Annotated in this window: 21 protein-coding genes and 1 tRNA gene; 18 read left to right on the top strand and 4 right to left on the bottom strand. The window is 57.9% G+C overall.

Annotated elements, in window-relative coordinates; translation table 11 throughout:
• Positions 1–399: 399 nt before the first annotated feature.
• Positions 400–669 (bottom strand): DUF3077 domain-containing protein, encoded by a 270-nt coding sequence (locus NR126_RS05930; RefSeq protein WP_256829881.1) that lies wholly within the window; start codon positions 667–669, stop codon positions 400–402.
• A 1219-nt stretch (positions 670–1888) separates the two neighbouring features.
• On the opposite strand from NR126_RS05930, the gene NR126_RS05935 reads away from it, so the two are divergent.
• Positions 1889–2926, top strand: a complete 1038-nt coding sequence (locus NR126_RS05935) for a putative phage abortive infection protein (RefSeq protein ID WP_256829883.1) — start codon at positions 1889–1891, stop codon at positions 2924–2926.
• Positions 2927–3108: 182 nt separating this feature from the next.
• Here NR126_RS05935 and NR126_RS05940 read toward each other — a convergent pair whose 3' ends face one another.
• Together NR126_RS05940 and NR126_RS05945 are read right to left on the bottom strand one after the other, a co-directional pair.
• Positions 3109–3456, bottom strand: a complete 348-nt coding sequence (locus NR126_RS05940) for a hypothetical protein (RefSeq protein ID WP_256829964.1) — start codon at positions 3454–3456, stop codon at positions 3109–3111.
• A gap of 161 nt (positions 3457–3617) precedes the next feature.
• A tRNA-Leu gene (locus tag NR126_RS05945) sits at positions 3618–3702 on the bottom strand.
• A 106-nt stretch (positions 3703–3808) separates the two neighbouring features.
• Between NR126_RS05945 and queA the strand changes: the two genes are divergently transcribed.
• The 6 genes from queA to NR126_RS05975 all read left to right on the top strand — a co-directional run bounded on the left by queA (position 3809) and on the right by NR126_RS05975 (position 9904).
• Positions 3809–4873, top strand: a complete 1065-nt coding sequence (queA, locus tag NR126_RS05950) for a tRNA preQ1(34) S-adenosylmethionine ribosyltransferase-isomerase QueA (RefSeq protein ID WP_105755911.1) — start codon at positions 3809–3811, stop codon at positions 4871–4873.
• 14 nt (positions 4874–4887) lie between these two features.
• Positions 4888–6003: a tRNA guanosine(34) transglycosylase Tgt gene (gene tgt / locus NR126_RS05955; RefSeq protein WP_175645524.1), complete on the top strand. Its 1116-nt coding sequence runs from the start codon at positions 4888–4890 to the stop codon at positions 6001–6003.
• A gap of 43 nt (positions 6004–6046) precedes the next feature.
• Entirely contained in the window at positions 6047–6382 is a 336-nt protein-coding gene (gene yajC, locus NR126_RS05960) for a preprotein translocase subunit YajC (protein ID WP_027619646.1), read from the top strand.
• 62 nt (positions 6383–6444) lie between these two features.
• Positions 6445–8313: a protein translocase subunit SecD gene (gene secD, locus NR126_RS05965; RefSeq protein ID WP_027619647.1), complete on the top strand. Its 1869-nt coding sequence runs from the start codon at positions 6445–6447 to the stop codon at positions 8311–8313.
• Positions 8314–8322: 9 nt separating this feature from the next.
• On the top strand, positions 8323–9237 hold the full coding sequence (gene secF / locus NR126_RS05970; protein ID WP_027619648.1) for a protein translocase subunit SecF: 915 nt from the start codon (positions 8323–8325) through the stop codon (positions 9235–9237).
• A gap of 118 nt (positions 9238–9355) precedes the next feature.
• Entirely contained in the window at positions 9356–9904 is a 549-nt protein-coding gene (locus tag NR126_RS05975; RefSeq protein ID WP_027619649.1) for a glycine zipper 2TM domain-containing protein, read from the top strand.
• A 140-nt stretch (positions 9905–10044) separates the two neighbouring features.
• Here the strand turns inward: NR126_RS05975 and suhB are convergent, their stop codons facing one another.
• Entirely contained in the window at positions 10045–10863 is an 819-nt protein-coding gene (gene suhB / locus NR126_RS05980) for an inositol-phosphate phosphatase (protein ID WP_003185165.1), read from the bottom strand.
• A 146-nt stretch (positions 10864–11009) separates the two neighbouring features.
• Between suhB and trmJ the strand changes: the two genes are divergently transcribed.
• The 11 genes from trmJ (at position 11010) to ndk (ending at position 18907) form a co-directional block, all read left to right on the top strand.
• Positions 11010–11780, top strand: coding sequence for a tRNA (cytosine(32)/uridine(32)-2'-O)-methyltransferase TrmJ (gene trmJ, locus NR126_RS05985; RefSeq protein WP_027619651.1), 771 nt, complete (start codon positions 11010–11012; stop codon positions 11778–11780).
• 2 nt (positions 11781–11782) lie between these two features.
• Positions 11783–12559 carry a serine O-acetyltransferase gene (gene cysE / locus NR126_RS05990; RefSeq protein WP_027619652.1) on the top strand — a complete coding sequence of 259 codons (777 nt, stop codon included), beginning with the start codon at positions 11783–11785 and terminating at the stop codon, positions 12557–12559.
• Between the two features lie 240 nt (positions 12560–12799).
• The gene (gene iscR / locus NR126_RS05995) at positions 12800–13291 is read left to right on the top strand and encodes a Fe-S cluster assembly transcriptional regulator IscR (protein WP_027619653.1); all 492 of its coding nucleotides are present in this window, start codon (positions 12800–12802) and stop codon (positions 13289–13291) included.
• A gap of 50 nt (positions 13292–13341) precedes the next feature.
• Positions 13342–14556 (top strand): IscS subfamily cysteine desulfurase, encoded by a 1215-nt coding sequence (locus tag NR126_RS06000; protein WP_027619654.1) that lies wholly within the window; start codon positions 13342–13344, stop codon positions 14554–14556.
• A gap of 89 nt (positions 14557–14645) precedes the next feature.
• Positions 14646–15032 (top strand): Fe-S cluster assembly scaffold IscU, encoded by a 387-nt coding sequence (iscU, locus tag NR126_RS06005; RefSeq protein ID WP_027619655.1) that lies wholly within the window; start codon positions 14646–14648, stop codon positions 15030–15032.
• A 34-nt stretch (positions 15033–15066) separates the two neighbouring features.
• Complete coding sequence (iscA, locus tag NR126_RS06010; protein WP_003227904.1) at positions 15067–15390, top strand: iron-sulfur cluster assembly protein IscA; 324 nt, start codon at positions 15067–15069, stop codon at positions 15388–15390.
• Positions 15391–15398: 8 nt separating this feature from the next.
• Positions 15399–15920: a co-chaperone HscB gene (gene hscB, locus NR126_RS06015; RefSeq protein ID WP_027619656.1), complete on the top strand. Its 522-nt coding sequence runs from the start codon at positions 15399–15401 to the stop codon at positions 15918–15920.
• 51 nt (positions 15921–15971) lie between these two features.
• Complete coding sequence (gene hscA / locus NR126_RS06020) at positions 15972–17834, top strand: Fe-S protein assembly chaperone HscA (RefSeq protein WP_027619657.1); 1863 nt, start codon at positions 15972–15974, stop codon at positions 17832–17834.
• Between the two features lie 2 nt (positions 17835–17836).
• Complete coding sequence (fdx, locus tag NR126_RS06025) at positions 17837–18178, top strand: ISC system 2Fe-2S type ferredoxin (protein WP_027619658.1); 342 nt, start codon at positions 17837–17839, stop codon at positions 18176–18178.
• Positions 18179–18192: 14 nt separating this feature from the next.
• Entirely contained in the window at positions 18193–18393 is a 201-nt protein-coding gene (iscX, locus tag NR126_RS06030; protein ID WP_027619659.1) for a Fe-S cluster assembly protein IscX, read from the top strand.
• 88 nt (positions 18394–18481) lie between these two features.
• Complete coding sequence (ndk, locus tag NR126_RS06035) at positions 18482–18907, top strand: nucleoside-diphosphate kinase (RefSeq protein ID WP_003227894.1); 426 nt, start codon at positions 18482–18484, stop codon at positions 18905–18907.
• The last annotated feature ends 27 nt before the right edge of the window (positions 18908–18934 follow it).

Genomic DNA, 18934 nt, shown 5'->3' on the forward strand with positions numbered 1-18934 from the left:
TTCAGGCCGTTGGCCAGGGCACCCTGAACGGGTATCTTGTTGTGCCCGGCGCGGTCTTCGCCGCGCCTCTGTTGGGCATAAAAGGCAGCTTGCCACGGGGCTTTTAATTCATCGGCATGAAAGCGACGTGTTTGGTTCTGCTTGCGACTATGGGGTAAGTCTAGATGAGTGCTGCGAGGGCGGTCTGGCGCTGGTCAGATGGCTGGCTGAGCCCCAATCCCCTGTAGGAGCGAGCCTGCTCGCGAAAATCGTCAACGATGACGCGATTATCCTGGAACCATGCGGCGTCCCCGGAAATTACTACTGCCCAACTGCAAACGACAATCAGCCTGTCAAATTCCGTGGGAGCGGGCCTGCCCGCGAAGACGCCAGCCCATCCACCCCCACAGCCCTCAGCTTTTAACCCCGATCCTGCCCCAACACCTTCACCGCATCATCCACCAACGCCTTACCCATCCCCATCAAATAGTGCGCCGCCCAGGCATGCCGATCCGTATCCCGGGCGTACGCAGCATCCTCCGAAAGCAACTTCGCCAGATGCAGAAAGTCTGAGGCCATGGACAGCGCATCACCGAGCGGCACATCGCGAGCGACGTGAAATAGCGCTTGGTCTGCGCAGTGGATGGCAGGGGTCAGGCCGATGGTTTTGAGGTCGGATTTATCAGTCATTGGTCGCCTCCGGGGAGGGAGAGGCGATGGGGGAGGGATTTTTTGAGGAAAACAACCGAATTTGAAACGGATCCATGCTGCGCATTGTGAAGCTCCTTAATTTGAAGAGCCGCCAGCACTCGTTACCAAGCGAGTGGGTGGCAGCTGTGCGCAGGTTGGTAAACCGGGAAATCAAGGAAACCGGCACGTCCGGAGACGTCCCACGCACAGCCGCCATAACGAATATCGCAGGCGAAAAAAAGCGCCTGACGCATGGCACTGTTGCGCAGTGATTTACCTCGGGTTACCAAGCCCGGTCGCTGAATTTGCAGCGACGGCGGGAGGGTATCGTGCAGACAACTTAATCGCAACCTTCGAACGCATCAACCTGAAGCCAATTATCTGAAGTAATGCGGTCTGTTCCTGTTTTACCCATCTTTGTAATTACCCAGGCAGCCGTCGCTGTCTGGTTCGCCCTACTATTTTGTCATTGCTATGTAATGTTCCAAGTAGCCACACTCGTCAAAAATTATTTTTTAAGCCATCTTTTAATATCTGATGATAAAATTCCTTGATGTCGAATATGTTCTGGTTAAGCGAATGAGACTTTCGTTCACGATTAATCAGTATGACTGATAGTCATTTTAAATCTCTTCATATTTTATAAAGGTGATGCTACTTTCCTGGTCGTTATTTGATGATTCGATATATTTGCTGGGTTTATATCGAGACTCTTTATTTGTATGAGTTAATTCATAGAAAAATACAAGCTGTGAGTGAGGAGGATGATCTGCTTGTACAAAGGGTTGTTGTTAGGTGTGGATGTAGAAAGTGGGCAGTTCGCTACCAGCTTTCGTGGAAAGAGGACCATAAAAAGGCATTGGAAAGATGGAAAGGGTCAGTTTAATTATTCAATGTGTCATTTTTATGCCTTGCTCGCCTAACGCTCATCCATTGAATGGAAATAATCTGTCCCTCTCAATTTTTCTCACCAACGACACAAACGCATCAGGCAAGGTCAAATTATGAAGCGATTACTAGTATATTTAAGGTGATCTAGTCAGTTGAGGGTGATTTATGCGACCACCATGAGTGGTGTTGAATGGTTAGTCGCTCTCTATTCATACGCTTACGTGTAGGTGTTGTCGACTTATGGGCGATATGCCATCATGTCGTTAATAGCATGCAATCTCGCAAAATTGCACTGTTGAAATAATCTTGTTGGTGCTATGGAGCAGTTATGGATTTTCGGAGTTTTCTTAAAGCATGTATTGTTGATTTACACTCGCTTCGTGAATATAGAAGGAAAAATCGCTTTTTTATTGGGGTCGCCCTGATAGCGCTCACTGCTTGCGGTACGATTTTTGGCGCTCTGTTCGTACATTTTTTCTGGGGAATAAATATCCCTGCAATAGCAGTTGTAAATCAGGGGACCGCAAGCTACTGGGGGCAGTTAGGCGATTTTGCGGGTGGTTTTTTAAATCCGCTGTTGAGTTTTCTTGCGTTAATGGCAGTGCTGAAAACGATGGCTTTGCAGCGGGCAGAGATGAAGGCAGCCCAGTTGGAGGCAAAAACTGCAACACAAGAGCAACGCCAGCAAACGGCTGTTTATTCTAAACAAATGTTTGAGTCGACACTGTTTGGTATGTTGGATGTGCATGCGAAAATACTAGGAGATATAAAGCATGGCGATCAACCAGGCCGCGCCCGTCAAGGACGAGACGCAATCGACATGATTGTAAAAGATTTCAAAGAAGGCAGGAAATACCAAGCAGGTATTTTTTATCCGGAGTCAGTGGTAGACAGTAGCATTCAAAGTGAAATTGAGGTTTTTTGTAATCAGTGGCTAAGTGTGTCTGGGCATTATTTTCGTAATCTTTACTGGATTATGAAAATGATTGATACAAGTCAGGATATATCGCTGGACTTTAAAGGTGATGAGGTTCTGGTCTCAAGTAAGAGGCGGTTTTATACGGATTATCTTCGCAAGAGAAACTATGCCAATATTGTGCGGGCTCAACTTAGTCAGTCGGAAATGGCGCTGTTGCAAATAAACTGCCTCGGCTCGTACGGCGCGGATCTAAAGTACTATGTAGAAAAATACTCACTATTAAAGCCCTTGGGGAAAAAGTATTTTGGTGCGTGGTCTGCGTTTATGTCCAGAGAGTTCAATAGCATGGCATTCTTTGGGTTGGAGGATGTAGACGTTGATGCGTTAATGAAAATGAGAGTCGACAGAGTTGCGCGCAATACCTCTGCGATCAGAAAGAAAACCTGATCGGTATATTTTGTATTGTTTGAGGTGTGGGTACATCGCTCAGAAGTTAAAAGGTACTAACGAGCTTATTTTAAAAAATCTGGAGCTTAGTCGCGGGCGAAAGGGGTCTACAGGGTTAGACATGGCAGCCAGCGTGGCTCCGACTATCGGGCGTTCCCGCTTTTTAGGACGCCCACCGTTATTCACTGGATGTCTTTCAGATAATCCTTAAGCGCAACGAGCGGCGTACCAAGCTGCTCCATTGCCTGAATCCCGGCAAACTCCCCCACCAACCTCCCCAACTCCCGCCCCAACGGCTTATCCACACTCCCAGCCGTCTCCAACGCCAACCCCATACACTCACGCACCTTCACCTGAATCCCCTCAAAATCCCCACGCCGCACCAGCAGCTCAAACACATCGCGCTGGTAATCACCCATCACCAGGTCATCACGCAGGATCGGGCTTTGGCCTTCGGTTTCGTAGGCGAGTTTGAGCGAGAAGAGGGCGGCGGTTTTCAGGTGTAATTCTTGTAAGGAGTTCTTGTGCAATGTTCCGGCGGCGCGGATGGCGCGGAGGGGCAGATCAAAAGCTTCGCCGGCAAGCCGGCTCCTACAGGTCATCGTGGTGTCAGCGTATGGTCGGCGGGGTGCCAGGCAGTTTTCCCCAGACCAAAAAAAAGGCCTTGCTTTCGCAAGACCTTTTTCAATTTTGGTGCCCCGAGGGAGACTCGAACTCCCACTCCTTTCGAAAACGGATTTTGAATCCGCCGCGTCTACCAATTCCGCCATCAGGGCAATGGCCGCGGAGTATAGAGAGGTGATTACCGTCGGTCAATCAGGTACATAGAGAATTTTTGATATTTCCGCTAGACTTCCCGGCCCTGCTAGACGACACCCCATCATGCGCGTTGCTGACTTTACTTTCGACCTTCCTGATTCGCTGATCGCTCGCCACCCGTTGGCCGAGCGGCGCGGCAGTCGCCTGTTGACTCTCGATGGAGTCAGCGGCGCCCTGGCACACCGTCAATTCACTGATTTGCTCGAGCATTTGCGCCCGGGCGACTTGATGGTGTTCAACAATACCCGGGTGATTCCGGCGCGGCTGTTTGGCCAGAAGGCTTCCGGCGGCAAGCTGGAAATCCTGGTGGAGCGGGTGCTCGACAGTCACCGCGTGCTGGCTCATGTGCGGTCCAGCAAGTCGCCGAAGCCGGGGTCGAAGATCCTGATCGATGGCGGTGGCGAGGCCGAGATGCTGGCGCGCCATGATGCGCTGTTCGAACTGGGCTTTGCCGAGGAAGTGCTGCCGCTGCTCGACCGCGTTGGGCACATGCCGCTGCCTCCTTATATAGACCGCCCGGACGAAGGTTCGGACCGCGAGCGTTATCAGACGGTGTATGCCGAGCGCCTGGGCGCGGTGGCGGCGCCGACGGCGGGGCTGCATTTCGACCAGCCGTTGCTCGAGGCGATTGCCGCCAAGGGCGTCGAGACCGCGTTCGTGACCCTGCACGTCGGCGCGGGCACCTTCCAGCCGGTGCGCGTGGAGAAGATCGAAGATCACCACATGCACAGCGAATGGCTGGAAGTCGGCCAGGACGTGGTGGATGCGGTTGCCGCCTGCCGTGCGCGCGGCGGTCGTGTGGTCGCAGTAGGCACCACCAGCGTGCGTTCCCTGGAAAGCGCCGCGCGCGATGGCGTGCTCAAGCCGTTCAGTGGCGACACCGATATCTTTATCTACCCGGGCCGGCCGTTCCATGTGGTCGATGCCCTGGTCACCAACTTCCATTTGCCCGAATCCACGCTGTTGATGCTGGTTTCGGCGTTTGCCGGTTATCCGCAGACCATGGCGGCCTACAAAGCCGCGGTCGACAACGGATACCGTTTTTTCAGCTACGGTGATGCGATGTTCATTACCCGTAATCCTGCGCCGACTGCCCCTAAAGAAGCGGGCCCAGAGGAAACAGTATGAGTCGCGAATGTCGTATGTCGTTTGAATTGCTGGCCACCGACGGCAAGGCCCGTCGCGGTCGCCTGACGTTCCCCCGTGGCACCGTCGAGACCCCGGCCTTCATGCCGGTGGGCACCTACGGCACGGTCAAGGGCATGCTGCCACGGGATATCGAGGCCACTGGCGCCGAGATCATTCTGGGCAACACCTTCCACCTGTGGCTGCGCCCGGGCACGGAAGTGATCAAGAAGCATGGCGACCTGCACGATTTCATGCAGTGGAAAGGCCCGATCCTGACCGACTCCGGCGGTTTCCAGGTGTTCAGCCTGGGCGCCATGCGCAAGATCAAGGAGGAGGGCGTGACCTTCGCCTCGCCAGTCGATGGCGCGAAAGTGTTCATGGGCCCGGAAGAGTCGATGCAGGTGCAGCGCGACCTCGGCTCCGACATTGTGATGATTTTCGACGAATGCACGCCGTACCCGGCGGATGAAGACGTCGCGCGGATTTCCATGGAGTTGTCCCTGCGTTGGGCCCAGCGCTCGAAAAACGCCCATGGCGACAACACGGCGGCGCTGTTCGGCATCGTTCAGGGCGGCATGCACCAGGATCTGCGCATGCGCTCCCTGGAAGGCCTCGACAAGATCGGCTTCGATGGCCTGGCCATTGGCGGTTTGTCGGTGGGCGAGCCCAAGCACGAGATGATCAAGGTGCTGGATTACCTGCCGGGCCAGATGCCGGCTGACAAACCTCGTTACCTTATGGGTGTTGGCAAGCCGGAAGACTTGGTTGAGGGTGTGCGCCGCGGGGTGGACATGTTCGATTGCGTGATGCCAACCCGTAATGCCCGCAATGGGCACCTGTTCATTGATACTGGTGTGCTGAAGATCCGTAACGCGTTCCATCGCCATGATGATTCGCCGCTCGATCCGACCTGCGATTGCTATACCTGCCAGAACTTCTCCCGCGCTTATCTGCATCACCTGGACAAGTGCGGCGAAATGCTGGGGAGCATGCTCAATACCATCCATAACTTGCGCCATTATCAAGTGCTTATGGCTGGTTTGCGCGAGGCTATTCAACAGGGTACATTGGCCGCCTTTGTCGATGCCTTCTATGCCAAGCGCGGCTTGCCTGTTCCGCCCTTGGACTGAGTTTCAAACGTTTAAGACCCTAATTCAGCAACTGGAGTGCTAAATGAGCTTTTTTATCTCGAACGCGATGGCAGATGCCGCTGCACCTGCTGCCGGCCCTGCTGGCACTGGTTTTGAGTGGATTTTCCTGGTTGGCTTCCTGGTCATCTTCTATCTGATGATCTGGCGTCCACAGGCCAAGCGCGCCAAAGAGCAGAAGAATCTGCTGGGCAGCTTGCAGAAGGGTGACGAAGTGGTAACTACTGGCGGCATCGCCGGCAAGATCACCAAAGTAGCGGATGATTTCGTGGTTCTCGAAGTTTCTGACTCGGTAGAGCTGAAGTTCCAGAAAGGCGCCATCGCTGCCACGCTGCCAAAAGGCACGCTGAAAGCGATCTAAGTTTCATCTTCTACCAATCGACGGGGCGCGCAAGGCGCCCCGCGTCATAAGCGGGCGGCGTGATGCTGAACAAATACCCTCTGTGGAAATACGTACTGATCCTGGCGGTGCTGGCGATCGGTCTGATTTATTCCGCTCCCAATCTTTACCCTGATGACCCGGCCATTCAGGTCAGCGGTGCAAGCACTGCGCTGCAGGTCAATCAGGCGGATCTGGATCGTGTGAGCAAAGCGCTCAACGATGCCGGGATCAACGTCAAGGCGGCCACCCTGGCAGCCAACGGCAAGGGCGGCCTGATTCGTCTGACCAAGCAGGAAGACCAACTTCCGGCCAAGGACGTCGTGCGCAAGGCTCTGGGTGATGACTATGTCGTTGCACTGAACCTGGCACAAACCACTCCGCAATGGCTGCGCAGCCTCGGCGCGCACCCGATGAAGCTGGGTCTGGACTTGTCCGGTGGCGTGCACTTCCTGCTCGAAGTCGACATGGACAAAGCCATCGACGCGCGCATGAAAGTCTACGAAGGCGACGTCAAGAGCCTGTTGCGCAAAGAGCGTCTGCGCTATCGCAGCCTGCCGCAACTCAACGGTGCCATTCAGCTGGGCTTCACTGATGAAGCGGCCCGCGAACAAGCCCGTAGCCTGATCCGCAAGAGCTTCAACGATTTCGACATTGTTCCCGCCGACCTCAATGGTCAGCCGGTACTGCGTCTGGCGATGACCCCGGCCAAGCTGGCGGAAATCCGTGAATACTCCATCAAGCAGAACTTGACCACGGTCCGTAACCGCGTCAACGAGCTGGGTGTTGCCGAGCCTATCGTTCAGCGTCAGGGTGCCAACCGCATCGTGGTTGAGCTGCCAGGCGTGCAGGACACTGCCGAAGCCAAGCGTATCCTCGGCAAGACGGCCAACCTTGAGTTCCGTCTGGCCGCTGAGCCGGGCGCATCCAAAGCCACTTCCGAGATGTTCGAGTTCCGCGAGGGCAAGCGTCCTCCTGCACAAATCGAGCGTGGCCTGATCATTACTGGCGACCAGGTGACTGACGCCAAGGCTGGTTTCGGTGAGCACGGCACGCCGGAGGTGAACATTCGCCTGGACGGTCATGGCGGCGAGCTGATGAACCGTGCGACCCGTTCCAACGTGGGTCGCAGCATGGCGGTGATCTTCATCGAGCAGCGTCCGGTGACCACCTACGTCAAGCAGGTGGTTGATGGCGTCGAGAAAGACGTGCCGGTGCAGACCTTCAAGGAAGAGAAGAAGATCATCAGCCTGGCGACCATTCAGTCGCCGCTGGGTGCGCAGTTCCGCATCACCGGCCTGAACGGCCAAGGCGAGTCCTCGGAACTGGCCCTGCTGCTGCGTGCCGGTGGTCTGGCGGCGCCGATGTACTTCGCTGAAGAGCGCACCATTGGTCCAAGCCTGGGTGCTGACAACATCACCAAGGGTATCGATGCGTCGCTGTGGGGCATGCTGTTCGTCTCGCTGTTCATCATCGCCATCTACCGCTTCTTCGGCCTGATCGCCACCGTTGCGCTGGGCGTGAACATGGTGCTGCTGCTGGCCCTGATGTCGCTGCTGGGGGCTACCCTGACCCTGCCGGGTATCGCCGGTATCGTCTTGACCATGGGTATGGCGGTCGACGCCAACGTGCTGATCTTCTCGCGGATTCGTGAGGAAATCGCCGCCGGCATGACCGTACAACGGGCAATCAACGAAGGTTTCGGGCGCGCATTCACTGCGATTCTCGACGCCAACCTGACCACCTTGCTGGTGGGCGGGATTCTGTTTGCCATGGGTACAGGTCCGGTCAAGGGCTTCGCCGTGACCATGTCCCTCGGGGTACTGACCTCGATGTTCACGGCCATCATGGTTACCCGCGCGATGGTCAACTTGATCTTCGGCGGTCGTGACTTCAAGAAGTTGTGGATTTAAGGGGCTGCCATGTTACGTACAATCAACTTCATGGGCGTTCGCAACGTTGCGTTCGGCATCACACTGCTGCTGACCCTGCTGGCGATGTTCAGCGTTGCCACCAAAGGCATGAACTACGGCCTGGACTTCACCGGCGGTACGCTGATCGAGCTGACTTATGAGCGTCCGGCCGATGTGACCAAGGTGCGCGAGCAGCTGGTGAGCTCGGGTTATCACGAAGCCGTGGTGCAGAGCTTCGGCGCGACCACCGACCTGCTGGTGCGGATGCCGGGTGAAGACCCGCAACTGGGCCACCAGGTGGCAGAGGCGCTGCAGAAAGTCGGCGGCGACAACCCGGCCGTGGTCAAACGCGTCGAGTTCGTTGGTCCGCAGGTCGGTGAAGAGCTGCGCGACCAGGGCGGCCTCGGCATGCTGATGGCGCTGGGCGGCATCCTCATCTACCTGGCGTTTCGCTTTCAGTGGAAATTCGCGGTCGGCGCCATTGTGTCGCTGGTCCACGACGTGATCGTGACCGTCGGTATCCTGTCGTTCTTCCAGATCACCTTCGACCTGACGGTGTTGGCGGCGGTACTGGCGATCATCGGTTACTCGCTGAACGACACAATCGTGGTATTCGACCGGGTGCGTGAGAACTTCCGCGTGTTGCGCAAGGCGACGCTGATCGAGAACCTAAATATCTCGACCACCCAGACCCTGCTGCGGACCATCGCGACCTCGGTTTCGACCTTGCTGGCGATTGCTGCGCTGCTGATCTTCGGTGGCGACAACCTGTGGGGCTTCTCGGTGGCGCTGCTGGTGGGTGTATTGGCGGGTACTTACTCGTCGATCTACATCGCCAACGTGGTGCTGATCTGGCTGAACCTGAGCAGCGAGGACCTGATCCCTCCTGCCAATACCGAGAAGGAAGTGGACGACCGTCCTTAAGACGTTTTCCCACCTGGTAGTACCCAAAAAGGCGCGAGTATTGAACTCGCGCCTTTTTTTATGCTCCAAGGCTGGGAGAAGCGCGGGCATGCCCGCATGTGATGGTCAGGAGGTTCATGTGAACAAGTCGTTGCTGGTTGGTGCGGTATTGGGTGCTGTCGGTGTGACTGCCGGGGGTGCTGTTGCCACCTACAGCCTGGTGAAAAGCGGCCCTGAGTATGCGCAAGTGCTGGCGGTCGAGCCGGTCAAGACACAGATCAAAACGCCACGTGAGGTGTGCAAGGACGTGACCGTGACCCGCCAGGCGCCGGTCAAGGATCAGCATCAGATTGCCGGTACGGTGGTTGGTGCACTGGCGGGTGGCCTGCTGGGTAACCAGATCGGCGGCGGCACCGGCAAGAAAATTGCCACCGTGGCCGGTGCTGTAGGCGGCGGTTACGCCGGTAACAAGGTGCAGGAAGGCATGCAGGAGCGTGACACCTACACCACCACTCAGACCCGTTGCAACACGGTCAATGACATCAGCGACAAGGTCGTAGGCTACGACGTGCGTTATTCGCTTGATGGCAAGGAAGGCAAGGTGCGCATGGACCGTGATCCGGGCAACCAGATTCCGGTGGATAAAGAGGGTCGGTTGATCCTGTCGGAGAATCAGCAGCGTCAGTGATGCGCTGATCGTCGATGGTCAAAAAAGCACCTTTCGGGGTGCTTTTTTATGTTCGCAAGAACACCGCAAGACCCACAAGTGATGGGAATGACGGGCATAAAAAAAGCACCCCGCAGGGTGCTTTCTCTGTCGCTGGAAGCTTAGCGCTTCAGCGAGGCTGGCAGGTGCGGCTGGATGGCCGTCAGGACTGCCTTGAAGCATTTGGTGTTGCCGGCAACGATGTGGCCTTTTTCGAGGAAGTCATGGCCGCCGGTGAAGTCGCTCACCAGGCCGCCTGCTTCCTGAATCAGCAGGGCGCCAGCAGCCATGTCCCACTCGGACAGACCCGATTCCCAGAAGGCGTCGAAACGGCCGGCGGCGACGTAGGCCAGGTCCAGGCTCGCGGCGCCGGCGCGGCGGATGCCGGCGGTCTGGCCAACCAGGGCGCGGAACATGCCCAGGTAGTTGTCGAGGTTGTCCATCTGGTCGTCACGGAACGGGAAGCCGGTACCCAGCAGGGCGCCGTCCAGGCTGGTGCGACCGCTGACGCGCAGGCGACGGCCGTTCAGTTGGGCGCCGCGACCACGGCTGGCGGTGAATTCTTCCTGGCGAACCGGATCGAGGACCACGGCGTGTTCCAGGCGACCACGGTATTTGCAGGCGATGCTGACGGCAAAGTGCGGGATGCCGCGCAGGAAGTTGGTGGTGCCGTCCAGTGGGTCGATGATCCACAGGTACTCTTCGCCTTCGATGCCGGTGCCAGCGTGCATACCAGTCTCTTCACCCAGGATCGAGTGGTTCGGGTAAGCCTTGCGCAGGGCGTCGACGATTTTCTGTTCGGCGGCACGATCCACTTCGGACACGTAGTCCTTGGCGTCTTTTTCATCGACCTTGATGGTATCCAGGCGCTCGATGGAGCGGAAAATCAATTCACTGGCGCTGCGGGCGGCGCGCAGCGCGATATTCAGCATGGGCTGCATGGATGTGTCACCTAAGGTTGTTAAAGAAAGCCGAGCATTCTAGCAGAAAGTTTCTATAGGTGAACGACGACGTTCGCTTTCGTAGCTTAACTTTAGGATGAACTGTAAGATTTGCCGCCTAAATTCCCTGTCAGAGAGCGCCTCCCTTGCTGCAGAACATTCGTGTCGTCCTGGTCAATACCAGTCATCCGGGCAATATCGGTGGGGCTGCGCGTGCCATGAAGAACATGGGGCTGTCGCGGCTGGTGCTGGTCGAACCACGGGTTTTTCCTCATCACGAAGCCGACGCACGGGCTTCGGGCGCGGGCGATATCCTCGAAAACGCGCAAGTGGTGGCCACCCTGGAAGATGCGCTGGTGGGCTGCAACCTGGTGCTCGGCACCAGCGCCCGTGACCGGCGCATCCCCTGGCCGCTGCTGGATCCGCGCGAATGCGGGACCAAGGTGGTGGAAGAAGCCGCGCAGGACGCGCAGATCGCCCTGGTGTTCGGTCGTGAAGATTCCGGCCTGACCAATGAAGAGCTGCAGCGATGTCATTATCACGTGCACATTCCCTCGGACCCTGAGTTCAGTTCGCTGAACCTGGGTGCCGCGGTGCAGGTGCTGGCCTATGAAGTGCGCATGGCCTGGTTGGCGGCACAAGGCCAGCCGAGCAAGGTCGAGAAGGAAGAGGTGGCGTCCACCAAGAGTGCCGAGCTGGCGACCATGGATGAGCTGGAGCGCTTTTATGAGCACCTCGAGCAGACCCTGGTGGCGATCGAGTTCCTCAATCCGGAACAGCCCCGGCACTTGATGGCGCGCCTGCGTCGCTTGTACGGTCGAAGCTCGGTCAGCCGGGCGGAAATGAACATTTTGCGTGGCATCCTCACGGAAACCCAGAAAGCGGCCCGTGGCGAGCTCCCTAAGCGGAAGGAATAATGATGTTCGAGCGTTTGCGTGAAGATATCCAGAGCGTTTTCCACCGTGATCCGGCGGCACGTAATGCGTTCGAGGTGCTGACCTGCTACCCGGGCATGCACGCGATCTGGATTCATCGCCTGTCGGCGGCGCTGTGGGGGCGGAACTGGAAGTGGCTGGCGCGGCTGGTGTCGAACTTCGGTCGCTGGCTGACCGGGATCGAAATCCATCCGGGCGCCAAGGTTGGCCGGCGCTTCTTCATTGACCACGGCATGGGCATCGTCATTGGTGAAACCGCCGAGATCGGCGACGACGTCACCCTTTACCAGGGTGTGACCCTCGGCGGCACCAGCTGGAACAAGGGCAAGCGGCATCCGACCCTCGGCGATGGCGTGGTGGTTGGCGCCGGTGCGAAAGTGCTCGGTCCGTTCACTGTCGGTGCCGGGGCCAAGGTCGGCTCCAACGCGGTGGTGACCAAGGAAGTTCCGCCGGGTGCGACCGTCGTCGGTATCCCTGGGCGGATCATTATCAAGCCCGATCATGAGCTGGACGCCCGGCGCAAGGCGATGGCCGAGAAGATCGGCTTCGATGCCTACGGCGTCAGCGAAGACATGCCAGACCCGGTGGCGCGCGCCATCGGTCAGTTGCTCGATCACCTGCAGGCAGTGGATGGGCGCCTGGAGGGGATGTGCGGTGCGCTGAAGGATCTGGGCAGTAATTACTGTGCCAAAGACCTGCCGCAGCTGCGTGAAGAAGACTTTGCGTGTGTGAAGGACAAGGATCAGAGTCAGGCCAGTTAAATCGGGTTGGCCGCATCGCGAGCGGGCTCGCTCTCACAGTTGAAATGTAATCTTCTGTGGGAGCGAGCCTGCTCGCGAAGAACGATCACGCGGTACCGCTGGCCGATTGCAACCAGTCTTTGCTACAATTCGCGCGCTGTTTTACGGGTAATCCTGACTAAAGTACTAGGTCTTATAGTTGACTTAAATACTCGGGAATCGCATACTCGTCCCCATCTCGAAACTCCGCGGTAATTGTCCATGCGACTCACTACTAAAGGCCGATACGCTGTCACCGCCATGCTTGACCTGGCGTTGCATGCGCAGCATGGCCCTGTGTCCCTGGCTGACATCTCCGAGCGCCAAGGCATTTCCCTGTCCTACCTCGAACAACTCTTCGCCAAATTGCGCCGCAGCAACCTGGTGTCCAGCGTTCGTGGTCCTGGCGGCGGCTACCAGCTGTCGCGTGACATGCAGGGGATTCAGGTCGCCCAGGTGATCGACGCGGTTAACGAATCGGTTGACGCTACCAAGTGCCAGGGTCTAGGCGATTGCCATGGCGGCGATACCTGCCTGACCCACCACCTGTGGTGTGATCTGAGCCTGCAAATCCACGAATTTCTCAGCGGTATCAGCTTGGCTGATCTTGTCACCCGCCGTGAGGTGCAAGAAGTAGCCCAGCGTCAGGACCAGCGTCGTTGCAACAGCAAGGCGCCGCGTCTGGACAAGATTGAAGCGTCCGCCGTCGAATGACAGCCAAAGAGCTAGCGGCACGCCAGCCAGCCTGATTTAGGAGATAGTCCATGAAATTGCCGATTTACCTTGATTACTCTGCGACCACCCCGGTTGATCCGCGTGTCGCGCAAAAGATGAGTGAATGCCTGCTGGTTGACGGAAACTTCGGTAACCCGGCGTCCCGTTCCCACGTGTTCGGCTGGAAAGCCGAAGAGTCGGTGGAAAACGCCCGTCGTCAGGTCGCCGACCTGGTCAACGCCGATCCGCGTGAAATCGTCTGGACCTCCGGTGCCACCGAGTCCGACAACCTGGCAATCAAGGGTGCGGCACATTTCTATGCCACCAAGGGCAAGCACCTGATCACCACCAAGATCGAGCACAAGGCTGTCCTGGACACCATGCGCCAACTGGAGCGTGAAGGTTTCGAAGTAACCTACCTCGAACCGCGCGAAGATGGTCTGGTTACCCCTGAGATGATCGAGGCTGCACTGCGTGACGACACCATTCTGGTTTCGGTCATGCACGTGAACAACGAAATCGGCACCATCAACGACATCGCCGCTATCGGCGAGTTGCTGCGCGCCAAGGGCATCCTGTTCCACGTCGACGCCGCTCAGTCCACTGGCAAGGTCGAGATCGACCTGCAGAAGCTGAAGGTCGACATGATGTCGTTCTCCGCTCACAAAACTTACGGCCCTAAAGGCATCGGCGCACTGTACGTGAGCCGCAAGCCGCGTGTGCGCATCGAAGCGACCATGCACGGCGGCGGTCACGAGCGCGGCATGCGTTCCGGTACCCTGGCGACCCACCAGATCGTCGGCATGGGTGAAGCGTTCCGCGTGGCCAAGGAAGACATGGCGGCCGAGAACGTGCGCATCAAGGCCCTGAGCGACCGTTTCTACAAACAAGTGGAAAACCTCGAAGAGCTGTACGTGAATGGCAGCCTGACCGCTCGCGTTCCGCACAACCTGAACCTGAGCTTCAACTACGTTGAAGGCGAGTCGCTGATCATGGCGCTCAAGGATCTGGCCGTGTCGTCCGGTTCGGCCTGCACCTCGGCCTCGCTTGAGCCTTCGTACGTGCTGCGCGCCCTGGGCCGCAACGACGAACTGGCCCACAGCTCGATCCGCTTCACCTTCGGCCGCTTCACCACCGAAGAAGAAATCGATTACGCCGCGCAGAAAGTCTGCGAGGCCGTTACCAAGCTGCGCGCTCTGTCGCCGCTGTGGGATATGTACAAAGATGGCGTCGACATTTCGAAGATCGAGTGGGCGGCACACTGATATTTAAGTCGCCGCACACGGGTCCGGCCTTGAATCAATGCTTCACCGGACCCAAAGAGCGACTCTCTGATGAGTGAGGATTGAGAATCATGGCTTACAGCGAAAAGGTCATCGACCATTACGAAAACCCGCGCAACGTCGGCAAGATGGACGCGGAAGATCCTGACGTCGGCACCGGCATGGTCGGCGCTCCGGCGTGCGGCGACGTGATGCGCCTGCAAATCAAGGTCAACGAGCAGGGCGTGATCGAAGACGCCAAGTTCAAGACCTACGGTTGCGGTTCCGCCATTGCCTCCAGCTCCCTCGCCACCGAGTGGATGAAGGGCAAGACCCTGGATGAAGCCGAAACCATCAAGAACACTCAGCTGGCTGAAGAACTGGCCCTGCCGCCAGTGAAAATCCACTGCTCGGTACTCGCTGAAGACGCCATCAAGGCCGCCGTTCGCGACTACAAGCAGAAAAAAGGCTTGATCTGACTTTCAGGTTTTGGCGACGAGTAAGGAGTCAACGATGGCTATCAGCATGACAGAAGCGGCCGCTCGGCACGTGCGACGCTCCCTCGACGGGCGCGGCAAAGGTGAGGGGATTCGTCTGGGTGTGCGCACCACAGGCTGTTCCGGTCTCGCCTACGTGCTGGAGTTTGTCGACGAAGTGGTGGCAGAGGATCAGGTGTTCGAGAGTCACGGCGAGAAAGTGATCATCGACCCAAAAAGCCTGGCCTACCTGGACGGCACCGAACTCGATTTCGTCAAGGAAGGGTTGAACGAAGGCTTCAAGTTCAACAATCCCAACGTACGCGGTGAATGTGGCTGCGGCGAAAGCTTCAACATCTGAGGCAGCTCGTGGGAACTCCTTGTCATTTCGCTTTATTCGAGCTGCAACCGAGCTTCAATCTGGACCTCGATCAGCTGGCTACGCGCTACCGTGAGTTGGCACGCGGCGTTCACCCGGACCGTTTTGCTGATGCTTCCGAGCGTGAGCAGCGCCTGGCGCTGGAGCAGTCGGCGAGCCTCAACGAGGCCTACCAGACGCTCAAGAGCCCGCCCAAGCGTGCGCGATACTTGCTCGCGCTCGGCGGTGGCGAGTTGCCGCTGGAAGTCACGGTGCACGATCCGGACTTCCTCCTGCAGCAGATGCAATGGCGTGAAGAGCTCGAAGACCTGCAAGACAGCGCCGATCTGGCCGGTGTCGCGGTGTTCAAGCGACGCCTGAAAACTGCCCAGGATGAGCTGAACCAAAGCTTCGCAGCTTGCTGGAACGATGCAGCGCAACGCGAACAGGCCGAACGCCTGATGCGGCGCATGCAGTTCCTCGACAAGCTCACCTACGAAGTGCGCCAGTTAGAAGAGCGCCTCGACGATTAACCCAGTGCCGCCTCGGTCGCACGCCTGATATACAGATAAGTCCTGATAACGATGGCCCTACTGCAGATCGCCGAACCCGGCCAAAGTCCTCAACCGCACCAGCGTCGCCTGGCTGTGGGGATCGACTTGGGTACTACCAATTCGCTGGTCGCTGCGTTGCGCAGTGGTCTTTCCGAACCGCTGGCCGACGCTGCAGGGCAGGTGATCCTGCCGTCTGCAGTGCGCTACCACGCCGACCATGTCGAGGTCGGCGAGTCCGCCCGCCAGGCCGCGGCCGCCGATCCCCTGAACACCGTGCTGTCGGTCAAGCGCTTGATGGGTCGTGGTCTGTCCGACGTCAAGCAATTGGGCGAGCAACTGCCGTATCGCTTCGTCGACGGCGAGTCGCACATGCCGTTCATCGACACCATTCAGGGGCCGAAAAGCCCGGTGGAAGTCTCTGCTGATATCCTCAAGGTCCTGCGCCAGCGCGCAGAAGCGACCCTGGGTGGTGAACTGGTGGGCGCGGTGATCACCGTTCCGGCCTACTTCGACGACGCTCAGCGCCAGGCGACCAAAGATGCGGCCAAGCTGGCCGGTCTCAACGTTTTGCGCTTGCTCAACGAGCCGACCGCTGCGGCGGTGGCTTATGGCCTGGATCAGCACGCCGAAGGGCTGGTGGCGATCTACGACCTGGGCGGCGGTACCTTCGATATTTCGATCCTGCGCCTCACTGGCGGTGTGTTCGAGGTGCTGGCCACCGGTGGCGATACGGCCCTGGGTGGCGATGACTTCGATCATGCGATTGCCGGCTGGATCATCGAGAGCGCTGGCCTGTCGGCTGACCTCGATCCGGGTGCGCAGCGTCATCTGTTGCAAACCGCCTGTGCGGCCAAGGAAGCGTTGACCAGCGCCGCCAGCGTCGAAGTGGTCTACGGCGAGTGGAAGGCCGCGCTGACTCGCGAAGCCTTTGATGCGCTGATCGAGCCGATGGTCGCGCGCAGCCTCAAGGCTTGCCGGCGTGCCGTGCGTGATTCCGGTGTCGAACTGGAAGAAGTCAATGCGGTGGTCATGGTCGGCGGTTCGACCCGTGTTCCGCGTGTTCGCGAGGCGGTCGCCGAAGCCTTCGGTCGCCAGCCGCTGACCGAAATCGATCCGGATCAAGTGGTCGCCATTGGTGCTGCGATCCAGGCCGATACCCTGGCCGGCAACAAGCGCGATGGTGGCGAACTGCTTCTGCTCGACGTGATTCCGTTGTCCCTGGGCCTGGAAACCATGGGCGGGCTGATGGAGAAGGTGATTCCACGCAACACCACCATCCCGGTTGCCCGCGCCCAGGATTTCACCACGTACAAAGATGGCCAGTCGGCCATGATGATTCATGTGCTCCAAGGTGAGCGCGAGCTGATCAGCGATTGCCGCTCTCTGGCGCGCTTTGAATTGCGCGGTATCCCGCCGATGGTGGCAGGTGCGGCGAAGATTCGCGTGACCTTCCAGGTCGACGCCGATGGCCTGCTCAGCGTGTCCGCCCGCGAACTGGGTTCGGGTGTCGAGGCGAGCATCCAGGTCAAGCCGTCCTACGGCCTGACCGACGGTGAAATCGCTCGCATGCTCAAGGACTCGTTCCAGCACGCCAACGATGACAAGGTGGCCCGCGTGTTGCGCGAGCAGCAAGTCGACGCCCAGCGCCTGATCGAAGCGGTGCAGGCTGCACTGGAAGCTGACGGCGAGCGCTTGCTGGATGCCGACGAGCGCATGGTCATCGAGTTGCAAGTGCAGGAACTGACCGAATTGATGCAAGGCACCGATGGTTTCGCCATCGAGCAGCAGACCAAGCGTCTGTCGCAAGTGACCGACGCTTTTGCTGCCCGCCGCCTGGATTCGACGGTGAAAGCCGCGCTGGCGGGGCGCAACCTGAACGAGATTGAGGAATAACGATGCCGCAGGTCATTTTTCTGCCCCACGAGAAGTTCTGCCCGGAAGGCCTGGTCGTTGACGCGGCCCCCGGCATCTCCATCCTCGAGCTGGCGCATGAGCACCACATCGAGATGGAAAGTGCCTGTGGCGGCGTGTGTGCTTGCACCACCTGTCACTGCATCGTTCGCGAAGGCTTTGATTCGCTGGAAGAGGCGGACGAGCTGGAGGAAGATTTCCTCGATCGTGCCTGGGGTCTGGAAGCGCAGTCGCGCCTGGCCTGCCAGGCCATCGTCGGTGAAGAAGACATCACCGTCGAAATCCCGAAATATTCGCTTAACCATGCGGCCGAAGCGCCGCACTGACTGGTAAGACTGTCATGAGCTACGGTTGGAATGATGTTCAACGCATCGCAGAAGAACTGGCTGAAGCCAAGCCGGATGTAGATCCGCTTTCGGTCAATTTCGTCGACCTGCAGCGATGGATCATGGAGCTGCCGGACTTTGACAACACTTCTGGCCGAGTCGGCGAGAAGGTGTTGGAAGCGGTCCAGGCGCTCTGGATTGAAGAAGTCGACTGATCGTCCTCGCAGGTTAGGCAATACCCAAGAACCCGCGTATAATTCGCGGGTTTAATTTTTCGCACATTACTGTTTCTGGAGTTACATCATGGCTGTTCAACGCACTTTCTCCATCATCAAGCCTGACGCCGTTGCCAAAGGCGCCGCTGGTGAAATCGTTACTCGTTTCGAAAAAGCAGGCCTGAAAGTTGTTGCTTCGAAAATGAAGCAGCTGTCCAAAGCCGAAGCTGAAGGCTTCTACGCTGAGCACAAAGAGCGCGGTTTCTTCGGTGACCTGGTTGCTTTCATGATCTCCGGTCCAGTGGTTGTTCAGGTTCTGGAAGGCGAAAACGCTATCGCTCGCAACCGTGAGCTGATGGGCGCTACCAACCCTAAAGAAGCTGCTGCCGGCACCATCCGTGCTGACTTCGCTGAATCGATTGACGCCAACGCTGTACACGGTTCGGACTCCGAAGCCGCTGCTGCTCGCGAAATCTCGTACTTCTTCGCAGCTACTGAAGTAACCACTCGCTAAGCATTGGCTTAAGAGTGAAGGTGAATC

It is taken from the genome of Pseudomonas sp. Pse1, from assembly GCF_024519635.1.
Classification (GTDB): Bacteria; Pseudomonadota; Gammaproteobacteria; order Pseudomonadales; family Pseudomonadaceae; genus Aquipseudomonas.